At 62.2% G+C, this 18,660-nt stretch carries 17 protein-coding genes; 9 read left to right on the top strand and 8 right to left on the bottom strand.

Annotated features, from left to right (window positions below; all coding sequences use genetic code 11):
* Window positions 1-8: 8 nt before the first annotated feature.
* The 3 genes from QP941_RS09900 to QP941_RS09890 are packed head-to-tail and all read right to left on the bottom strand — an operon-like array spanning window position 9 to window position 3,477.
* On the bottom strand, window positions 9-950 hold the full coding sequence (locus QP941_RS09900; protein ID WP_284868815.1) for an ABC transporter permease: 942 nt from the start codon (window positions 948-950) through the stop codon (window positions 9-11).
* On the bottom strand, window positions 947-2,491 hold the full coding sequence (locus QP941_RS09895) for a sugar ABC transporter ATP-binding protein (RefSeq protein ID WP_284868814.1): 1,545 nt from the start codon (window positions 2,489-2,491) through the stop codon (window positions 947-949). Before QP941_RS09895 ends, QP941_RS09900 begins: the two co-directional genes overlap by 4 nt.
* Entirely contained in the window at window positions 2,488-3,477 is a 990-nt protein-coding gene (locus QP941_RS09890) for a LacI family DNA-binding transcriptional regulator (RefSeq protein ID WP_284868813.1), read from the bottom strand. The genes QP941_RS09895 and QP941_RS09890 overlap by 4 nt, the downstream gene beginning before the upstream one ends.
* Before the next feature lie 130 nt (window positions 3,478-3,607).
* Between QP941_RS09890 and QP941_RS09885 the strand changes: the two genes are divergently transcribed.
* The 6 genes from QP941_RS09885 to galK all read left to right on the top strand — a co-directional run bounded on the left by QP941_RS09885 (window position 3,608) and on the right by galK (window position 9,347).
* Window positions 3,608-4,051: a YdcF family protein gene (locus tag QP941_RS09885; protein ID WP_284766779.1), complete on the top strand. Its 444-nt coding sequence runs from the start codon at window positions 3,608-3,610 to the stop codon at window positions 4,049-4,051.
* Between the two features lie 196 nt (window positions 4,052-4,247).
* The gene (locus QP941_RS09880) at window positions 4,248-5,147 is read left to right on the top strand and encodes an aldose epimerase family protein (protein WP_284868812.1); all 900 of its coding nucleotides are present in this window, start codon (window positions 4,248-4,250) and stop codon (window positions 5,145-5,147) included.
* An 11-nt stretch (window positions 5,148-5,158) separates the two neighbouring features.
* Window positions 5,159-6,808 (top strand): sodium:solute symporter family protein, encoded by a 1,650-nt coding sequence (locus QP941_RS09875; protein WP_284766777.1) that lies wholly within the window; start codon window positions 5,159-5,161, stop codon window positions 6,806-6,808.
* A 10-nt stretch (window positions 6,809-6,818) separates the two neighbouring features.
* Complete coding sequence (locus QP941_RS09870; protein WP_005322508.1) at window positions 6,819-7,061, top strand: hypothetical protein; 243 nt, start codon at window positions 6,819-6,821, stop codon at window positions 7,059-7,061.
* Window positions 7,061-8,155 carry a galactose-1-phosphate uridylyltransferase gene (gene galT, locus QP941_RS09865; protein ID WP_284868811.1) on the top strand — a complete coding sequence of 365 codons (1,095 nt, stop codon included), beginning with the start codon at window positions 7,061-7,063 and terminating at the stop codon, window positions 8,153-8,155. The genes QP941_RS09870 and galT overlap by 1 nt, the downstream gene beginning before the upstream one ends.
* Window positions 8,148-9,347, top strand: coding sequence for a galactokinase (gene galK, locus QP941_RS09860; RefSeq protein WP_284868810.1), 1,200 nt, complete (start codon window positions 8,148-8,150; stop codon window positions 9,345-9,347). The genes galT and galK overlap by 8 nt, the downstream gene beginning before the upstream one ends.
* A gap of 185 nt (window positions 9,348-9,532) precedes the next feature.
* On the opposite strand, the gene QP941_RS09855 is transcribed toward galK, so the two are convergent.
* Window positions 9,533-10,576, bottom strand: coding sequence for an RNase H family protein (locus QP941_RS09855; protein WP_284868809.1), 1,044 nt, complete (start codon window positions 10,574-10,576; stop codon window positions 9,533-9,535).
* Window positions 10,577-10,827: 251 nt separating this feature from the next.
* Here QP941_RS09855 and QP941_RS09850 point away from each other — a divergent pair, with 251 nt between their 5' ends.
* From QP941_RS09850 to QP941_RS09840, 3 genes are all read left to right on the top strand, one after another.
* The gene (locus QP941_RS09850; RefSeq protein ID WP_284868808.1) at window positions 10,828-11,730 is read left to right on the top strand and encodes an endonuclease domain-containing protein; all 903 of its coding nucleotides are present in this window, start codon (window positions 10,828-10,830) and stop codon (window positions 11,728-11,730) included.
* A 187-nt stretch (window positions 11,731-11,917) separates the two neighbouring features.
* Window positions 11,918-13,081, top strand: a complete 1,164-nt coding sequence (locus QP941_RS09845) for an NRAMP family divalent metal transporter (RefSeq protein WP_156794305.1) — start codon at window positions 11,918-11,920, stop codon at window positions 13,079-13,081.
* Window positions 13,081-13,851: a putative hydro-lyase gene (locus QP941_RS09840; RefSeq protein WP_225745856.1), complete on the top strand. Its 771-nt coding sequence runs from the start codon at window positions 13,081-13,083 to the stop codon at window positions 13,849-13,851. Before QP941_RS09845 ends, QP941_RS09840 begins: the two co-directional genes overlap by 1 nt.
* Here the strand turns inward: QP941_RS09840 and QP941_RS09835 are convergent.
* The 4 genes from QP941_RS09835 to QP941_RS09820 form a co-directional block, all read right to left on the bottom strand.
* Entirely contained in the window at window positions 13,848-14,468 is a 621-nt protein-coding gene (locus QP941_RS09835; RefSeq protein ID WP_284868807.1) for a GntR family transcriptional regulator, read from the bottom strand. The two genes, QP941_RS09840 and QP941_RS09835, sit on opposite strands and share 4 nt — an antisense overlap.
* A 68-nt stretch (window positions 14,469-14,536) precedes the next feature.
* Entirely contained in the window at window positions 14,537-16,318 is a 1,782-nt protein-coding gene (locus QP941_RS09830) for an acetyl/propionyl/methylcrotonyl-CoA carboxylase subunit alpha (protein WP_284868806.1), read from the bottom strand.
* Window positions 16,308-17,882 carry a 5-oxoprolinase subunit B/C family protein gene (locus QP941_RS09825; RefSeq protein WP_284868805.1) on the bottom strand — a complete coding sequence of 525 codons (1,575 nt, stop codon included), beginning with the start codon at window positions 17,880-17,882 and terminating at the stop codon, window positions 16,308-16,310. Before QP941_RS09825 ends, QP941_RS09830 begins: the two co-directional genes overlap by 11 nt.
* Entirely contained in the window at window positions 17,882-18,643 is a 762-nt protein-coding gene (locus QP941_RS09820) for a LamB/YcsF family protein (protein WP_284868804.1), read from the bottom strand. Before QP941_RS09820 ends, QP941_RS09825 begins: the two co-directional genes overlap by 1 nt.
* Window positions 18,644-18,660: the final 17 nt, after the last annotated feature.

Genomic DNA, 18,660 nt, shown 5'->3' with positions numbered 1-18,660 from the left:
GGTGCTCCTTAATTGGCCGTCTTATTGCGAATGACGTCGAAGCCGACGGCCAGCGCGATGACCAGGCCGATGACGATCTGCTGCCAGAAAGAGGAGACGTTGAGCAGGTTCAAGCCATTGCGGATGACCGCTAGCAAGATCGCGCCGACCAGCGTGCCGGTGGCCTTGCCTTGGCCACCGGAGAGCGAGGCACCACCGATGACGACGGCCGCAATAGCATCGAGCTCATAGCCGGTGCCGGCCTGTGGCTGTGCGGATTCGAGGCGGCCGGCCATGACCATGCCGGCCCAGGCGGCGAAGAAACCGGAGAGTGCGAAGACAGCGATCTGAATACGCTTGACCGGCAGGCCCGAGAGGCGGGCGGCCTCCAGATTGCCGCCGATGGCGTACATGGAACGGCCGAGCACCGTGCGCTCCAGAATGAACCAACAGATGAGCCCGGCGATGACCATCATGATGATGGGCACGGGGAAGCCGGCGATATCGCCGCCAAAGGCATTGACGGACGGGGCAGTCTCAATTGGCGAGCCTTGGGAGATGACCAGGGTGAGGCCGCGGGCGATGGACATCATGGCCAGCGTCGCGATGAAGGAAGGGATCTTGCCCCACGCGGTGGCCATTCCGCAGATGGCGCCGGCCAGCGCGCACACGAAAAGGCCCAGGAGCAGAGTGAGCCAGCCAGGCAGTCCCGCGGTGGAGAACATATAGGCAGAGACCATGGCGCCGAGCGCGGCGACCGAGCCCACCGAGAGGTCGATGCCGGCGGTGACAATGACAAAGGTCATGCCGAAGGCCAAGATGGCCACCGTCGCGGCTTGGATGCCGATATTGAGCAGGTTCGCCACGGTAAGGAAATACGGCGTAGCGATAAACAGCGCGATGCACAGGGCAATGAGGCCGACGAGCGCGCCATTATTCATCGCCCAGTTAACTACTCGATTCTTGGTCATGCTTCATCCTTGGGGTTAGTGCCGGCAGGCGCGGCAGCAGAGGCAGAGGTAGCGGAGGTCACGTTGGATACGGCAAAGGCCATGACCTCGTCTTGAGTGGAGTCCTTAGGTAGCTGGCCGGCGAGTTGGCCGCCAGACATGACGAGGATGCGGTCGGACATACCGAGCACCTCGGGCAGATCGGAGGAGGCCATGAGAACGGCGCCGCCGGCCGCAGTGACCTCATTGATGATGTTGTAAATCTCTACCTTGGCGCCGACGTCGACGCCGCGGGTGGGCTCATCGAGGAGGAGGACCTTGGAACCGGCCAGTACCCAGCGGCCAAAGACGGCCTTTTGTTGGTTGCCGCCGGATAGGTTCCGAATGGGCTGGGAGAGATCGGCCATGCGGATGCGCAGCTTCTCTGCTACGTCACCGGCGCGGCGGCGTTGGCCGCTGCGGTCTGCCAGCCCCGCCTTAGCGGTGGGGTAGAGGGTGGCGAATCCGAGGTTATCGCCCACGGAGGCGTCAAGGACGAGCGCTTGGGACTTGCGGTCTTCGGGGATATGGCCCACGCCGGCGCGGATGGCAGCACGAATATCGCCGCCGCGCAGCTGCGTACCGCCGACACGGATGGTGCCGGAATCGTAGGGGTCGGCGCCTGCGATGGCGCGAATGATTTCGGTGCGGCCGGCTCCTACGAGCCCGGCAAGGCCGACGACTTCGCCGGCATGGACGGTGAAGGTGACGTCGTGAAAGGCTCCTGCGGAAGTCAGCTCGGAGACCTCCAGCAGGGCCTCACCGCGCTCAGGAGGAACCTCGCGCGGGTATTGATTGTCAATCTCGCGGCCGACCATGAGCCGCACCAGCTCGTCTTCGTCCGTATCGGCTGGGACCTCGGCGATGAAAGAGCCATCGCGCAGCACGCTGATGGTCTCTGCAATACGCGCCAGCTCCTCCAAGTGGTGGCTGATAAAGACCATGGCCACACCTTTGGCCTTGAGTTCCTCGAGCACGGCAAAGAGCGCATCAACCTCCTTGCCGGTGAGCGCGGCAGTGGGCTCATCCAAGATGAGAATGCGCGCGTTCATAGATAGCGCCTTGGCGATTTCCACGAGCTGCTGTTTGGCCACACCCAGTTCACCCACCGGCATGTCTAGGTCCACGTCCAAGCCGATAAGGTGCAGTGCCGCTTGGGCTTGAGCCTTGAGGTGCTTGCGGTTGACCAACCCAAAGCGGCGTGGGGTGCGCCCAAGCATGATGTTCTCGGCCACGGACATGGTGGGCACAAGGTTGAGCTCTTGGTGAATGGTGGCGATGCCCAGTGCCTCAGAGGCCTTGGTATCTGGGATTTTTACCTCTGTGCCATCTACCAGGATGCGGCCGGAATCTGGTTCGTGCACGCCGGCAATCATCTTGATGAGGGTGGACTTGCCGGCGCCGTTTTCACCCAGCAAGGCCTGCACTTGGCCGCGGCGGACGGTGAGGTCTACCCCCTTAATGACCTCTACCGGGCCAAAGGATTTGGTGACACTGTCCAGGCGCAAAACGCAGTCACTCATGGCGTGGCTCCATCGAGTTGGTGGGCGGTGGACATGCGCGGGATGTAGCGGGTTTCTAGCACCTCACCTTCCGGTTGGTGCTTATCATTGATGGCCGCGATGAGCTTGGCCGTGGCGGTCTCGCCCATTCTGGCCACATCTTGGTCCACCACTGAGATAGGGGAGGGCTGGAAGCGCAGGTAGATGAAGTCATCAAAGCCGACGAGCGCGATTTCTTCTCCGATGCGCTTGCCCGCATTATGGCAGGCCTCCAGCGCGCCGGCCGTCATCATGGAATCGCCGGCAATGAGCGCGGTGACGCCTTCTTGCAGGAGTGTGAGAGCTCCTTTATAGCCCTCGCGGTGGCGGTAGCTGCCGTGGTGGATATGGGTAGGCATACCGCGGGTGGCGGTCTTGAATGCTTGGAGGCGTTGGCGGCCGGTGGAGGTTTCCTGCGGCCCGGAAAGGTAGCCGATGTGCGTGTGCCCCTTCTCCTTGAGCTGTTCCACGGCTTGTTTCATACCCGAGTGGGGGTCTGATAGCACTGCTGGAATCTGACCCAGGGTGCGGTCAATGAGCACGAGCGGGCGGTAAGCGCGCGCCTGCTCCAGTGCTTCTTCGGCGCCTTCGAGCGGTACCGCGATAATGCCGTCTACCTGGCGTTCCATCAGGGCATCGAGGGCCCTGACTAGCCGCTGTGGATCCTCGCCGCAACTGGTAATCATCGTGGCGAGTCCCTGCTTATCGGCGGCTTCTTCAATGGCTGCGGCCATTGCGGCGAAGTAAGCATTGTCTAGGCTGGGGATGACCAAGCCGATGGCGTTAGATCGGGAGCTGCGCAAAGCTCGTGCTTGGGCATTGGGCCTATAGTTGAGCTTGATGGCCGTGTCCTTGACGCGTTGGCGCGTGGACTCCGAGATGGCCGGGTTGCCCGAGAGCGAACGGGACGCGGTGGAAATGGATACTCCAGCAGCAGCGGCCACGTCCTTGAGAGTGGTTCCGGCCATGCTGTCCTCCTTGGCTTAGGCGTGTGGGCCGGCTTCTGGCCCTCCTGGGTGCAATCGATTGCACATTTGAGTTAAAGGTACGGCCATTTCCATCTTCCTGTCAAGAGTCGGCGAGTCTATGCTGGTATCCATGTCTGACCCGCTCCTTGTTTTGGGCTCCCGCGTAACCCACGGCTATCCCGGCGCCATGCTGCGCTCGCGCCTAGACAAGGCGCTGGCGCTCTATAGCGGTCAGCAGATTATTGTCTCCGGCCGTGGTGAAGCGGGACCTATGGCTACATACCTCAGTGAGCGCGGCGTGCCGGCCGAGCGGGTAGTGGTGGAGCCGGAAGCCACGAGCACTAATGAGAATCTAGAAAATGCCCACCGCTTGGCCCCGGATGCCGTATTGCACGTGGTGACCAATGATTTTCATATCCTGCGCACGGCGCTGTGGGCCTGGCACCTTGGCATTGTCGTGCGACTGCATCCCGCGCGCACCCCGTGGCGGTTGATGCCGCGCAATTACCTGCGCGAAGTCCTAGCCACACCACACTCCGCGGCGCGGATAGTGTGGCGACGGATGCAGGGATAGCGCTCCTGCCTCGGTGTGACGGACCGCTGTCCACAGGCGCCTCCAACCCCGAAAGAGGTTAACAGGCGGTTAACTCTAGGGTTGTGAGCAGCTGAAATAGGCGGTATTCGCGGGTAGTTATGCAAACGATTGACCAGCGCTTTGCCGTACTCCTAGGCTAAATCCAACGAAAGTTATAGCCAGAAAGGTCTTTGTTATGACCAGTGGAGGAGCGGCTGGCCCTGACGCTGACTACCCCAGCGTCGCACTTGCCCATGGCGATTATGCGGCCGAGATTGGTCTATTCGGCGGTGCACTCAAGGCGCTGACTTATCGCGGCGCGCCCTTGGTAGAAAGCTACGAAGGCAAGCCGCCGCTGATGGCAGGAGTGGTGCTGGCGCCGTGGCCAAATCGCACCGAAGATGGCTGGTTTGAATGGCAGGGGACAGCCCACCAGTTAGGCATCACGGAGCCGGAGCGCAATAACGCCATCCATGGATTCGCGGTGGATTGGTGGCGCATCAAGGAATGCTCGGACGACCGAGTGGCTCTTGCCTTTGATATTGAGCCGCGCCAGGGCTGGCCGTGGGCGATTCAACTAGAGGCCGTCTACGCCCTCGATGAGCAAGGATTGCGCCACCAGCTGACCGCACGCACCACGGAGCCCGGCGAGGTTCCCTTCGCCTATGGGCTGCACCTCTACCTCTCCCCACAGGGAGCAGGGGCGGAGGGGGCGGTGCTCAGCGTGGACGTCGGCAAGCGCTACTTGCTAGGCGCCCGCAACCTGCCCACGGGAAAGACAGAGCAGGTGCGCATCGCTAATCAGCCCATCGCCGAGGTGGACTGGGACGATTGCTTCCACGGCGAAGGCCCACTGACGGCCGTGTATTCGGCCGGTGGAAAGGGTGTGCGCCTGGAGATGGGCGAAGGCCTGAACTGGGTGCAGATGTTTACCCCGGCCGATTTCCCGCGGGCAGGTGGCCCCGGCAAGGCATTAGCCGTGGAGCCCATGAGCGCGCCGCCGAATGCGCTGCGCAGCGGGGAAGACCTCGCATACTTGAACGCTCATAACCCACAGACTTTTACGCTGCGCCTTGCAGCAGAGAACAATAACTAGAAAGGTCAGCCATGGAGACTGCTGAATCCGTATTGAGGCTCGATGCCTCCTGGGTGGACTACTTCTTGGTAGCCATCTACTTCCTCTTCGTGCTAGGCATCGGCTGGGCCGCCAAGGCCCGAGTGTCTAGCTCCATCGACTTCTTCCTCTCCGGCCGGGGATTGCCCGCCTGGGTGACAGGCCTAGCCTTCGTCTCGGCCAACCTGGGTGCGGTGGAGATCATCGGTATGTCCGCTAATGGCGTGGAGTATGGCTTCCAAACCATGCACTACTTCTGGATCGGCGCCATCCCGGCCATGGTCTTTTTGGGCATTGTGATGATGCCGTTCTACTACGGTTCCAAAGTGCGCTCGGTGCCGGAATTTATGCGCAAGCGCTTTGGCAATGCCGCACACCTGGTCAATGCGATTTCCTTTGCCGTGGCCCAGCTGCTTATCGCCGGCGTGAACCTGTACTTGCTGGCCACCATCGTGGAGGCCCTGCTGGGCTGGCAGATGTGGGTGTCGCTCCTCGTGGCCGGACTCATCGTGCTGTCCTATATCACCCTGGGTGGCCTTTCGGCCGCCATTTATAACGAGGTGCTGCAGTTCTTCGTCATCATCGCCGCCCTCGCCCCGCTGACCATCATTGGTTTGAACCGCGTTGGTGGTTGGAATGGGCTGAAGGACGCGGTGGCCCAGGATTCGCACTTCCACACGTGGCCGGGCACGGACATCTCCGGTTTTGAGAACCCAGTGTGGTCCGTCATCGGCATCGTGCTGGGCCTCGGCTTCGTGCTTTCCTTCGGTTACTGGACCACCAACTTCGTCGAGGTGCAGCGCGCCATGGCTTCCGATTCCATTTCGGCCGCCCGCAAGACTCCGATCATCGGTGCCTTCCCCAAGATGTTCGTGCCCTTCCTCGTGGTCATTCCGGGCATGGTTGCCTCCGTATCCGTGGCCGACTTGATGGAGGAGCGCGCGGAGCCGAATGACGCCATCTTGCTGCTCATGCGCGACCTTCTGCCCAATGGCCTGCTGGGCGTGGCGATCGCCGGCCTGCTGGCTTCCTTCATGGCCGGCATGGCCGCGAATATCTCGGCCTTTAATACCGTCATCTCCTATGACATCTGGCAGACCTATGTGGTCAAGGACCGCGAGGATGATTACTACCTAAAGTTCGGCCGCATCGCCACGATTATCGCCACCGCTATTGCCATCTTTACCGCGCTGCTCGCGCAGAACTTTGGCAATATCATGGACTACCTGCAAACCCTGTTTGGCTTCTTCAATGCGCCGCTGTTTGCCACCTTCATTCTGGGCATGTTCTGGAAGCGCATGACCCCGCACGCCGGCTGGTCCGGTCTTGTGGCCGGTACCGCTTCCGCCATTGCCTTCTGGTACCTCGCGTCCTTCACAGACCTCATCAACCTGCCGGGCCAAGGCACGGCCTTTGTGGCGGCCGGCGTGGCCTTCGTGGTGGATATCCTGGTATCCATCGTGGTCACCCTGTTCACACAGCCTAAGCCGGATAGCGAGCTGGTCGGCTTCGTTTCCTCCGTAACCCCCAAGGACCACTTTGAGGACTACACCGAAAAGTCCTTGCCGTGGTACCAGCAGACCGTCCCGCTGGGCATCATTTGCCTGGTGATGGCCGTAGCCCTCAACGTCATCTTCGCCTAAGGAGCCCAACATGTCTGAGAAAAAGCGCGCGGGCGCATTCGACCTGCGCAACGTCATCGCCGCACTCCTCGGCCTCTACGGCCTGATTTTGCTCGGCTGCTATTTCTTCCTTGACCCAGGCATCAACCCGGATACCGGGCAGGCGAAGAACGCTAGCGATAACCTATGGGCAAGCCTTGCTTTGCTGGCCGTGGCCGCCGCCTTTGTGCTGTGGGCGCGCCTGAAGCCCATCACCATCCCAGGAGAAAACTAATGGTTGAGATTACCTCTGCCACGCTTGCCGACGGCCGCGAGATCCTCTACTTCGACGACCAGCCCCATCCCGACCGCGTGCTTGTCGACGCCCGCGATCTCCCCTCCGTCGCCCCCGCTTCCGAAATGCGCCGGGATCCCCTAACGGGGGATTGGGTGGCCTTTGCCGCCCACCGCATGAACCGTACCTTCTTGCCACCGGCCAACGAGAACCCGCTGGCGCCCACGCGCGAAGGCCAGCTGCCCACGGAGATCCCCAGCCCCAGCTATGACGTGGTGGTCTTTGAAAACCGCTTCCCGTCCTTTGCTACTGCCGCAGACATCGAGCATCCGGAGGACGATAACCTGCTCGGCATGGTGCCGCGCCTTCCGGCCCGCGCCCGCTGCGAGGTGGTGTGCTTCACCGAAGACCCAGCGTTGTCCTTCAAGGACCTGCCGGAATCGCGCATCCGCACCGTGATCGAGGCCTGGGCGCACCGCACCGCCGCGCTATCCCAGATCGACGGCGTGCAGCAGGTTTTCCCCTTTGAAAACCGCGGCGAGGAAATCGGCGTGACCCTCCAACACCCGCACGGCCAGATTTACTCCTATCCGTTCCTTTCGCCGCGCCTGCGTTCCATTGTGGATTCTGCCCGCGCCTATGACGGCGACCTCTTCCAGGATCTCCTCGATCGCGAGCGCGCCGCCGGCACCCGCATCATCGCCGAAACCGAGCACTTCACCGTCTTCGTCCCCGCCGCCGCCAAATGGCCGCTCGAAGCCATGGTCCTGCCCAACGAGGAAGTACCCGATTTCGCCGCGCTTTCCGACGCCCAACGCGCCGACCTCGCACCCCTCCTCAAAAAGCTCTACTCCGCGGTGGACCGCTTCTTCGAAGGCGTGGACAAGACCCCGTATATCGCCGGCTGGACCCAAGCGCCGGTGGACGAGGCACTGCGCCCCGGCATCCGCATGCACCTGCAGCTCTTTTCACTTATGCGATCGCCTGGCCGCATGAAGTACCTCGCCGGTTCCGAGTCCTCGCAGGCCGTGTGGATTAATGACACCACCCCGGAGCGCATCGCCGCCCGCTTCAAGGAGATCTGGGATGCTTAACTGGATTGACACCCGCAGCGATGCGGAGCTTGTCGCCGCAGCCCGCGACCTCTTCGCCGCAGCCTTCCCGGACGCACCCGAGCCCGCCGGCGTGTGGGCCGCTCCCGGCCGCGTCAACCTCATCGGCGAGCACATCGATTACGCCGGCGGCGCCTCCATCCCCTTTGCGCTGGAACAAAACACCGCCGTCGCCGTCGCGCCCCGCACCGATGGCCTCCTCCGGATAGCCTCCGAGTTCGACGGCAGCGTTGCCCAGGCCAGCCTCCCACTCTCCGAAGTCCGCCCCGGACACCCTTCCAACTGGTCCGGCTACGTCGCCGGCACCATCTGGGCCGCCACTGCGGCGGATGTCCTGACCTGCACCGGTCTCGATATTGCCATCGTCTCTGATGTCCCCGTCGGCTCTGGCCTGTCCAGCTCCGCCGCCCTTGAGTGCTCCGTGGCAGTGGCCGCCTACGAGCTCTGCCACGGTCACGCTCCCGATGACGCCGCCCGCGCGCAGCTGGCCCAAGCCTGCATCCGCGCCGAGAACGAAGTGGTTGGCGCCTCTACCGGCGGCTTGGACCAAAATGCCAGCCTGTTCGGCCAGCGCGGCAAGGCGCTATTCTTGGATTTTGCCACCGGCGCCGTCGAGCGCGTGCCGTTCAATATCGAGGCCCAGGACATGGTGCTGCTCATCGCGGACACCAATGCCCCGCACACGCTTTCCGACGGCCAATATGCCTCCCGCCGCGGCATCATCGACGCCGTCCAGGCTGCCGCCGGCCGCTCCATCCGTGAAATCCCAGATGCCGTTGCCTTCGCCGCGACCGTCAACCCCCAGGAGGCTGAACTCTACCGCCGCCGCGTGCGACACGTGGTGGACGAAACCGAGCGCACCTTAGCCGCCGCCACCGCGCTCACCTCTTCCGACCTGGCAAAGTTCCGCCGCCTCATGCGCGAAAGCCACCTTTCCCTGCGCGATCTCTATGAGGTCACGACCCCCGAGCTCGACTCCGCCTTCTCAGCGGCCGGCGAACTCGGCGCCCGCATGACTGGTGGCGGCTTTGGCGGCGCCGTCATCGCGCTCATCCCGCGCTCGGACGTCGAGTCCACCGCCCAGGCCATTTATGACGCCGCAGCATCCCGCAGCTTCCCAGAACCTACCTTCTTGGTGGCCCGCCCGGGAGATGGCGCCCGCCGACTCGCCTAACTCCGCAGGTCGGCTGGCTCAGTCGCGCCTCCTCCCAGCGCGCCCATTGTCGTTAGGTCCATACTGAGCCTATTGTCGTTAGGTCCATACTGATCAGGCTGATCTGAAGGCTGGGCCGCCTCAGATCGGCCCTAACTCTCTCAATTCGGCCTGATCAGATCAGTCCTAAGCCCTAAGCGTTCGGATCACAACGCCGAGAGAGCTTTCTGAATCCCGTCGCGCAGCGTCTCGCGAGACTGTTTCATCGGATGCGCAATCGCGCGCAACCCCATGTACGCAATCTGGTCGGCCGCCCGATTCAGCGGATCCCCCGCATGCCCGAGCACGCGCCGGATATCGACCTCGCATTGACCTTGGATATCACCCCAAGCTTGCTGGAATCGGGACCGCGCACCCGAAGACACCCCTCGCCACGTGCGCCCCGGCCGCGATGCTTTAGAGCCGCGCTTATGCACAATCTGCTCGACCGCCTCCAAAGCGGCTACGGAATCGGACTCAATGACGGCCTTGCGCGCACCCACCTTGAGCAGGTATTTCAGTGCGAGAGTCAGTGCTTCGAGCTCAAGCTCATCCGTGCTCGCCTTGGTTTCTCGAGTCCGTAACCGGTAGTCGCCGTTGCCCGCAACGAAGCACATCGACCCTTTGAATACGGTATCCGAGGAAGCATCGGTGGCTATGCGCACCACGTCGCCCTTGGACCAAGAGGAGGCGCGCGAGAAGTTCGGCCACCAGTGTGCTTTCGGCGTCTCTACCTGTGCCGATTGCTTCTTTTTCGGTGCCTCACCCATCTTGCGCGCCTTCCGTGCGGTCAGGCCGGCTTGTTTTCTGCGCACGGAGCTCGCGCTTTTCGATGCCCTATTTTCTCCCGCAAAGCTTCCCGTCACCGTGAAACCGTCAGCCGTGAGTGCCGCTCGCAACGCATTCTGCCTGCGACCAGTGACAATCCACACTCGTCCGTCGAGTCCCTTGAGTGCGCGTTTGACCTCGCGCACGGCGATATCGACGATATCGCCCTTCTTCGTCTGGCCGCGGCGCACAAAACGCGTCTGCTTAGTATTGACTGCGATGACCCAGCCTTCGATGGTGCCGTTGGGGGCGGAATCCCAACGCTCGTCCCAGAGCGCGACCGCAACATGGATTGGTGCCGAGACCATGTCCGAGGTGATCTTGCGGGTGCCATAGGTGCGCGATTGCGTACCGGTTAGTTCTGAGAGCTCGATGGGTTCCATTATCTCTAGTAAAGCACGGTTAACCGCGCTGCTGAATTATTCCCCACACCGCCGCTTTGAGCTGCTTCCCCTTAGGTCGAATGTGATCGAGCTGATCTGAGCACAACCCGCCCTCAATTCAGCCTCAACGCCCTCAATTCGGCCCGATCATCTTGGACCTAAGGCTCCGACGCCCACTCAAGGTCCTCGGAAATTCACCTTCCTGAGCCGCATGATGCGTGCCCCGCCCCGCCAGCCGCGAAGATGAAGACATGATTACAGATCACTTCATCAACCTTCGTTACGCCGGAGCCGAAAGCCCGCACCATTTAGCCCTCCAGCGCGGTGAGCTCACCCAGATAGCGCCCTGGGTCGCCGTTCCTACGGCCACCTGGAGGCAATGGGTACGCCATAAACAACAATTCGCCAAAATAGTCGCTGCCGGGTGGAGCACCCACCGCGCCGTCCTCATCAGCAAATCCGCCGCGCGGCTGTGGGGAATGTGGGTAATTTCTAAGGAAGGGGAGGAGGTGGAGCTAGCGGTGCCTTCGGGAAGCATTCCCCCTCGCAGGCTGACCCCGAAAGGCTACCGGTACCGCCGGGTAAAGTCCCTTCAAGAATCCACGGTGTCGATAGCGGGTGTGCGCGCCACGAATCCCGCCCACACCTGCCTCGAAATCGCCCGGCTACACGGATTCCCAGATGGCCTGGTAGCTACCGATTCCGCCCTCAGGCAACATGACGTCACCACATATGACTTGCACGAAGAACTGGCAAAAATGCGGCGCACGAGGGGACAAGCAGCCATGCGTAAGGTTATCGAGCACGCGTATGGCGGATCGGAATCGCCCTATGAGTCCTATCTGCGCGCACTCATTATTGAGCGGTTCCCGCAGGTGAAAATTGAGCCGCAGAAACCGCTGCTCGGGAAATATCGGGCGGATCTCTGTCTCGATGGCTGGCTGGTGCTCGAGGTCGATGGCGATGCCAAGTATGACGGTACCTATGGCGAGGCGCCCGCCCACGTGGTCAAGCAGCAGATAAAGAGGCAGCGAGCGCTAGAAAACCGCGGATACGTGGTGCTGCGCTTTGGCCCCAGCGATATGAAAGCGCCGGACGAGGCTTTCCGGATAATCGCTAGACACCTGGGAAAACGAACGAGAAAAGTAGCCTAGATCACCCCCGCGCCACCCCACAACGCATAAAAGTTGTTGAACAAAAGGCATAGCAACCTTTAAGATGATGCGCATCACAAATTAATGCGACCTGCATCACGAAAGGTGAAATCTAGTGAGTGCTGAGACATCACACGCCACTCCGGCGCAGGCGGGGGACAAGACCCCGCCCAAAGACCTCGGCGCCATGGCCGGTGCCATGTTCCTTATGGCCACCTCCGCCATCGGTCCGGGATTTTTGACCCAGACCTCGGTCTTTACCGTGCAGATGGGCGCATCCTTCGCGTTTGCGATTATGCTGTCCATCCTCGTGGACATCGCTATCCAGCTCAATGTGTGGCGCGTTCTCTGCGTGACCGGCATGCGCGCCAATACCTTGGGCAATACCGTGCTCCCCGGCCTGGGCTGGGTGCTTGCCGTATTCGTGTTCATCGGTGGCGCGGTCTTTAATATCGGCAATATCGCCGGTTCTGGCCTGGGCATTAACGCGATGCTGGGCATCGACTCGCGCATCGGCGGCGTCATTGCCGCGGCCATCGCGATCTTCATCTTCCTCTCCAAGAAGGCGGGCATGGCGCTTGACCGCCTCGTCGCGGTCCTCGGCGCGGTCATGATCCTGCTTATGCTCTATGTAGCGGTGGTCAGCCAGCCACCGGTGGGGGAGGCGCTCAAGAATACCGTCGCGCCGGGCGAGATCGACTTCTTCGTCATCACCACCATCATCGGCGGCACCGTGGGCGGCTATATCACCTTTGCCGGCGCGCACCGCCTCATCGATTCCGGCCACACCGGCGTGGAAAACGTCAAGAACATTACCTATACCTCGGTAAGCGGCATCGTGGTCACCGGCATCATGCGCATGCTCCTCTTCTTGGCGGTTCTCGGTGTGGTGGCCACCGGCGTGGCGCTCTCGGATGACAACACCGCGGCGGATGCCTTCTACAATGCCGCCGGTGAGTTTGGCCTGCGTGCCTTCGGCGTGGTCCTCTTCGCGGCCGGTTTGTCCTCGGTTATCGGCGCCGCCTATACTTCGGTATCCTTTGTGACTTCCCAGGATACCTCGACGCGCACCCGCAATATCCTCACCATCATCTTCATTGCGGTGTGCACGGTAGTCTTTGTGGCCATCAACTCCGCGCCGCAGAAGTTGCTCATCTTTGCCGGCGCCATCAATGGCCTGATCCTGCCTATCGGTTTCGCCCTCGTGATGTGGGTGGCCTGGTTCCGCCGCGACCTCCTGCAGGGCTATAAGTATCCCAAGTGGTTGCTGGTTATCGGCGCCCTGGCGTGGGTACTTACCATCTTCATCGGCTTCAAGGCTTTCTCCGGCATTACCGAGCTGTGGGCATAATGCAGACCCCGGAGCAGGTGCGCGAGTATGCGCGCAGCCATGACATGGCCACCACCGCCGGGCATGCCCGCGGTTTCATGCAGGCTAACCTGCTGGCCGTGCCGCAGGAATACGCGTTTGATTTCTTGCTCTTTGCCCAGCGCAATCCCAAACCGTGCCCGATTGTGGGCGTGCTGGAAGCTGGTCAGTACACCTCCGAGCTGCTGCCGGGTGGGGACATCCGCACCGATATTCCGGCCTACCGCGTTTTTGAAAACGGCGAGCATACAGCCACGCTTGCCGACGCCACCTCGTACTACACCCCAGACATGGTCAGCTTCCTTATTGGTTGCTCTTTTACCTTTGAGACGGCGCTGCAGGATAACGGCATTGAGGTCGCGCACATTGCTCAGCAGCGCAACGTGCCGATGTTTAAAACCACGATTCCCACCACCCCGGCCGGTGTCTTTTCTGGGCCCATGGTGGTCTCCATGCGCCCGATTCCGGCCGCGCAAGTCTCCGATGCCGTGCGGATTACCTCCCGTTACCCATCGGTTCACGGTGCCCCGGTTCACGTGGGTGATCCGGCGGCCATTGGCATTGAGGATTTAAACCGCCCGGACTTTGGTGATCCGGGCGAAGTGCCGGAGGGCTGCCTGCCGGTCTTTTGGGCCTGCGGTGTGACCCCGCAGGCCATCGTGATGGAATCTAAGCCGCGCTTAGCTATTACGCACGCACCGGGCCAGATGCTCGTGACCAACGCCCGGGATCAAGATTTTCTCATTCCTTAATCGTCTAGCACGGCGAGGATCTTCTCGCAGGTATTCATGAGGCTGTCATGCGCGAGTGTGGCGGCCTCGAGGCGTTTTCCGTCCGCGATGAGCGTGGCCAAGGCGATATTTCCTTGAATGTGGTCCGCATGCAGCTGCGGATAGCGCGGAATGGCTAGCAAGAAGGTGAGCCGCATGCGGGCGAGCAGATTATCCATCTGCTCATTGAGCGTAGGCGAGCCCAGCGCGGCGACCAGCGTGCGGTGGAAGCGTTGGTTAATGGCGGAGACTTCCTGGTGCTCGCCGCGTGCCGCGTAGTCGAAGGCGGAGGAGGTGAGGGTGACGAGCGAGGGGGCATCAGCAAACTCGCCCCAGCGCACCGCCGCGGGCTCGATAGCCGCGCGAGCAGCAAAGAGGTCGCGGATATAGTCTGCATCTGGCGTCGCGAGGAAGACGCCGCGATTAGGGATGCGCTCGACAATGCGCTCCGCGGCAAGCCTGGTGAAGGACTCGCGGAGGGTATTGCGCGAGCAGTTAAAGCGTTCGGCCGCTTTGACCTCGCTGAGCTGCTCGCCCGGCTGAAACTCGCCGGCGGAGATGGCCTCGCGCAACTCGGAGGCGACAGACTGGGAAAGCATGACCACAACTGTACTAAAAAGTTATGCACCTCACATTGAAGATGAGGTGCATAACGATGGCGAGAGCGCTAATCGATGGTCGCGATGACCTTAGAGGAATCCAGACGGTCACCTTCTGCGGCCAGGAGCTTGATGGTGCCGCCGCGCGGAGCCTTGATGGCCGATTCCATCTTCATGGCCTCGACGGTGGCGATGGCATCGCCCTCGGCCACGGTATCGCCGTCCGCAACGTTCCAGGCCACTAGGTTGGCCTCGAACGGGGAGGTAACCGCATTGTCATCGGTGGACTGCGCCCCGGCCGAAGACGGCGCGGTGGAGGCAGAGCCACCGGCCGAGCCGGCGCCCGGCGCGGCGAGGAAATCGACGGGGACGCCGACGTTGACCAGCTTGCCGTCGATTTCTACGGCCACATTGCGGCGCTGGGTGTAGATGGCCTCGACCTTTTCCACCTGGTTGGCGGCAGACGGGCGGTAGTTGTGATCCACCCAGTCCGTAAACACGCCGATTTCGGAGGCACCAGCGGCAGCGGTGTCCTCGGCCGGTGCGGCAGTGCCGATGAGTGCAGGCTCATCCATCATGTCGCGGTGGAACGGCAGTACAGTGCGCACACCAGTAACGGTGAACTCGCGCAGGGCAAAGCGGGCGCGGGCTAGGGCGATCTCGCGGGTTGGGCCCCACACCACGAGCTTGGCAATCAGGGAGTCATAGTACGGCGGGATGATAGAGCCAGAGCGCACCGCGGAATCTACGCGGATGCCCGGGCCGGTGGGCGGCTCGAAGGAGACGATAGTACCAGGGCACGGGGCGAAGCCATTGAGAATGTCCTCGGCATTGATACGGAACTCAAAAGCATGGCCGTGGGACTGCGGATCCTCATCGAAGGACAGCGGCTCGCCGGCCGCGATGCGGAATTGCTCGGCGATGATATCGGTGCCGGTGACTACCTCGGTAACTGGGTGCTCGACTTGGACGCGGGTATTGACCTCAAGAAAGGAAATGGTGCCGTCCTCGGAGACAATGTATTCCACGGTGCCGGCGCCGGTGTAGCCCACCTTGGAACAAATGGAGCGCGCGCCTTCGATGATGCCGTTGCGTTGGGCGTCGGAAAGCGCGGGCGCCGGAGCCTCCTCAATGAGCTTTTGGAAGCGGCGCTGGGTGGAGCAATCGCGGGTGCCGAGCACGCGCACATTGCCGTGCGTATCGGCCAGCACCTGGGCCTCCACGTGGCGCGGGTGGGTGAGGAACTTCTCCACGTAGCACTCGGCGCGGCCGAAAGCCTCCATGGCCTCGCGGCCGGCGGAGTTGAACGCACCCTCGATCTCCTCCATATTGTCCACGACCTTCAAGCCGCGTCCGCCGCCGCCATATGCGGCCTTGATGGCAATGGGCAGGCCGTGCTCTTCGGCGAAGGCGCGGGCCTCCTGCCAGTCATCGATGGGATCGGAGGTACCCGGTGCCAGCGGCGCGCCGACTTCCTCGGCCACGCGGCGCGCAGCGATCTTGTCACCGAGCAACTCGATGGACTCCGGGGAAGGGCCGATCCAGATCATGCCGGCCTCGGTAACCGTGCGGGCAAAGTCGGCGTTTTCGGACAAGAAGCCGTAGCCCGGGTGGATGGCATCGGCGCCGGCGCGCACCGCGATATCGAGCAGCGCGGGCACGTTCATGTAGGTATCGGCCGCGGTATTGCCCGGCAGCGCATAGGCTTCGTCCGCTACTTGGGTATGCAGGGCACCAGCGTCTGCTTCGGAGTAAATGGCGATGGACTTAATGCCTAGGTCACGAGCGACGCGGGCGATACGCACGGCAATCTCGCCGCGGTTAGCAATGAGGACGGTTTTAATCTGCATTCTGTTCTCCAGTGTTCAAGGCTTGGGGTGCTACGAGTTCAAAGTTCACGCGCGCGCCGGGTGGCAGCTGCGCAGCAATATCAATATCTTCTTCCAATACGGTGGCGATGACCGGGTAACCGCCGGTCACGGCATGATCACGGAGGAAGACCACGGGCTTGCCATTGGGTGGGATTTGGATCGAGCCGGCGACCATGCCCTCGGAGGGGAGCTCGCCGTCTTTAACGCGCTCAATCGGCTCTTCGCCATCGAGGCGCAGGCCCACGCGGTTGGAATCCGAGGTGACGGTCCACTCGGTATCCAGGAAGGCGGAGACATTATCGCCAAACCAGTCATCGCGCGGTCCAAGTACGCAGCGCAGGGTGGCGCGGGTTTTGCCGTCGGAGCTTTCAGAAACGCGCAGTGGGTTGGCTAGCTGGGCGTCGGTCATGCCGGTAGAGCGCGGCAGCACGCCGATGACATCGCCGGTGGTGACTGGGTCCGGGCCAAGGCCAGAAAGGACGTCGGTGGCCGCGGAGCCGAGCTCGGATTCAGCGATGATGCCGCCGCGGATGGCCACGTAATTGCGCATGCCTACCGTTGCAGGGTCCACCGTGACGGTTTGCCCGGCCGTGACCAGCACAGGGCGAGCAAGGTGAACCGGCATCTCGCCGAGGCGCACACGGGCGGTCGCGCCGGTGACGCAAATGACGGTATCGGTGAGCGCGTGGAGCTTAATACCGCCGATATTCTCCAGCACTGTTGCCCCGCGCGGGTTGCCCACGGCCACATTGGCAGTCGCGGCGGCGGCGCGGTCGGCGGCACCGGAGGGGGTCACGCCGAGATCGCCCACACCGGGGCGGCCCAAATCTTGGTAGAGGGTGAGCAAGCCGGCATCGATAACCTCCATGCGCGGCAAGCGGGCAGGGGCGCGCTTCGAGCGGGCAGAGTGATCAACAAGCTCCGGCAGCTTATCCACGCTGCGATAGCGCACGCGGTCTCCCGGCTGTACCAGCGCCGGCGGGTTGGCATTGGAATCCCACATCGGCGTATTGGTGGTACCCAAAAGCTGCCAGCCGCCCGGGGAAACGCGCGGGTACACCGCGGAAAACTCACCCGCGATACCTACAGCACCGGCCGGCACCGCGGTACGGGGACTGGAGCGGCGTGGCACAGCACGCGCCTGGGAGGGGTCCGACGGCGCACAGTAGGTAAAGCCAGGGGCAAAGCCACCGAATGCCGCGGTCCACTCGGTAGAGGTATGCCAGTTTATGAGCGCTTCGCGCGAAAGCCCCAGCAGGTCCGCGGCCTCGTCCACATCCTCGCCGTCATAGAGCACATCGATTTCTACCGTGCGGGCCTCCGCAGCCGTCGCGGCGGCAGGGGAGAAGTCCTGCAGGAATTCGGCCGCATCGCGCGCCGAATCCGGCGCTTCAAACGTCAGCAGCAGGGTGGTGGCGGCCGCGATGCAGTCCACCTGATTCTTCAAAGGCTTGGCAGAAAGCGCCGCGTGCCAATCCATGACCTGGTTCAATCCATCCAGGTCAATGAGCAACGCGCGCGTGCCCACAAAATTAATGTGCATTAGATAAAGCTCCGAATCTCGATGCCTTCTGCACGCAGGCGCTCCACCACGCCGCGCAGCAGCTTCACCGCGCCGGGCGAATCGCCGTGGGTGCATACGGATTGCGCATCCACCTCGAGCTTCGTGCCATCCACGGCCGTAATCGACCCGGTCTGTGCTACCTCCAGTACTCGCTGTACCACCTCATCGGCGCTGCCGAGCACCGCATTGGCTTCCTTGCGCGAGACCAGCGTGCCATCGGGGTTGTAGTTGCGGTCCGCAAAGGCCTCACGGATGACGGTAAGCCCGCTGCGCTTGGCGACGTCCACCGCTACACCCCCAGGCAGCAACATCACCGGCAAGTCTCCAAAGGCCTTAATGCCCTTGATGACGGCTTCTGCCTGCGCCTTATCCTTCACAATCGCGTTATACATCGCACCGTGCGGTTTTACATAGGAGACCTTGGTGCCATTGGCACGGGCCAAAGCGTCGAGCGCGCCAATTTGGTAGGTCACCTCGTCTGCAAGCTCGTCCGGGTTGTAATCGATAAAACGGCGGCCGAAACCCGCGGCGTCGTTATAACCCACGTGCGCGCCTACGGTCACGCCTGCTTCTGCGGCCGCCTTGAGCGTGCCGGCAATCGAGTGCGGATCGCCCGCATGGAAGCCCGTGGCCACGTTTGCGGAGGACACCATTTCCAGCATCGCTGCGTCATCTGCGACCGGATTGCCTGCAGTGGTTTCTCCCAAATCCGCATTGAGATCGATATGGAGCGAGGACATTCAACACCGTCCTTAAG

Origin of the sequence: Corynebacterium sp. MSK150 (assembly GCF_030229215.1) — a bacterium.
Classification (GTDB): domain Bacteria; phylum Actinomycetota; class Actinomycetes; order Mycobacteriales; family Mycobacteriaceae; genus Corynebacterium.
This window is presented reverse-complemented; position numbering and strand designations above follow the sequence as displayed.

What these genes read in the sequence shown, in the direction of transcription:
- QP941_RS09900 (WP_284868815.1), bottom strand. Translation starts at nt 950, where the DNA reads ATGACCAAGAATCGAGTAGTTAACTGGGCGATGAATAATGGCGCGCTC.
- QP941_RS09895 (WP_284868814.1), bottom strand. Translation starts at nt 2,491, where the DNA reads ATGAGTGACTGCGTTTTGCGCCTGGACAGTGTCACCAAATCCTTTGGC.
- QP941_RS09890 (WP_284868813.1), bottom strand. Translation starts at nt 3,477, where the DNA reads ATGGCCGGAACCACTCTCAAGGACGTGGCCGCTGCTGCTGGAGTATCC.
- QP941_RS09885 (WP_284766779.1), top strand. Translation starts at nt 3,608, where the DNA reads ATGTCTGACCCGCTCCTTGTTTTGGGCTCCCGCGTAACCCACGGCTAT.
- QP941_RS09880 (WP_284868812.1), top strand. Translation starts at nt 4,248, where the DNA reads ATGACCAGTGGAGGAGCGGCTGGCCCTGACGCTGACTACCCCAGCGTC.
- QP941_RS09875 (WP_284766777.1), top strand. Translation starts at nt 5,159, where the DNA reads ATGGAGACTGCTGAATCCGTATTGAGGCTCGATGCCTCCTGGGTGGAC.
- QP941_RS09870 (WP_005322508.1), top strand. Translation starts at nt 6,819, where the DNA reads ATGTCTGAGAAAAAGCGCGCGGGCGCATTCGACCTGCGCAACGTCATC.
- galT (WP_284868811.1), top strand. Translation starts at nt 7,061, where the DNA reads ATGGTTGAGATTACCTCTGCCACGCTTGCCGACGGCCGCGAGATCCTC.
- galK (WP_284868810.1), top strand. Translation starts at nt 8,148, where the DNA reads ATGCTTAACTGGATTGACACCCGCAGCGATGCGGAGCTTGTCGCCGCA.
- QP941_RS09855 (WP_284868809.1), bottom strand. Translation starts at nt 10,576, where the DNA reads ATGGAACCCATCGAGCTCTCAGAACTAACCGGTACGCAATCGCGCACC.
- QP941_RS09850 (WP_284868808.1), top strand. Translation starts at nt 10,828, where the DNA reads ATGATTACAGATCACTTCATCAACCTTCGTTACGCCGGAGCCGAAAGC.
- QP941_RS09845 (WP_156794305.1), top strand. Translation starts at nt 11,918, where the DNA reads ATGGCCGGTGCCATGTTCCTTATGGCCACCTCCGCCATCGGTCCGGGA.
- QP941_RS09840 (WP_225745856.1), top strand. Translation starts at nt 13,081, where the DNA reads ATGCAGACCCCGGAGCAGGTGCGCGAGTATGCGCGCAGCCATGACATG.
- QP941_RS09835 (WP_284868807.1), bottom strand. Translation starts at nt 14,468, where the DNA reads ATGCTTTCCCAGTCTGTCGCCTCCGAGTTGCGCGAGGCCATCTCCGCC.
- QP941_RS09830 (WP_284868806.1), bottom strand. Translation starts at nt 16,318, where the DNA reads ATGCAGATTAAAACCGTCCTCATTGCTAACCGCGGCGAGATTGCCGTG.
- QP941_RS09825 (WP_284868805.1), bottom strand. Translation starts at nt 17,882, where the DNA reads ATGCACATTAATTTTGTGGGCACGCGCGCGTTGCTCATTGACCTGGAT.
- QP941_RS09820 (WP_284868804.1), bottom strand. Translation starts at nt 18,643, where the DNA reads ATGTCCTCGCTCCATATCGATCTCAATGCGGATTTGGGAGAAACCACT.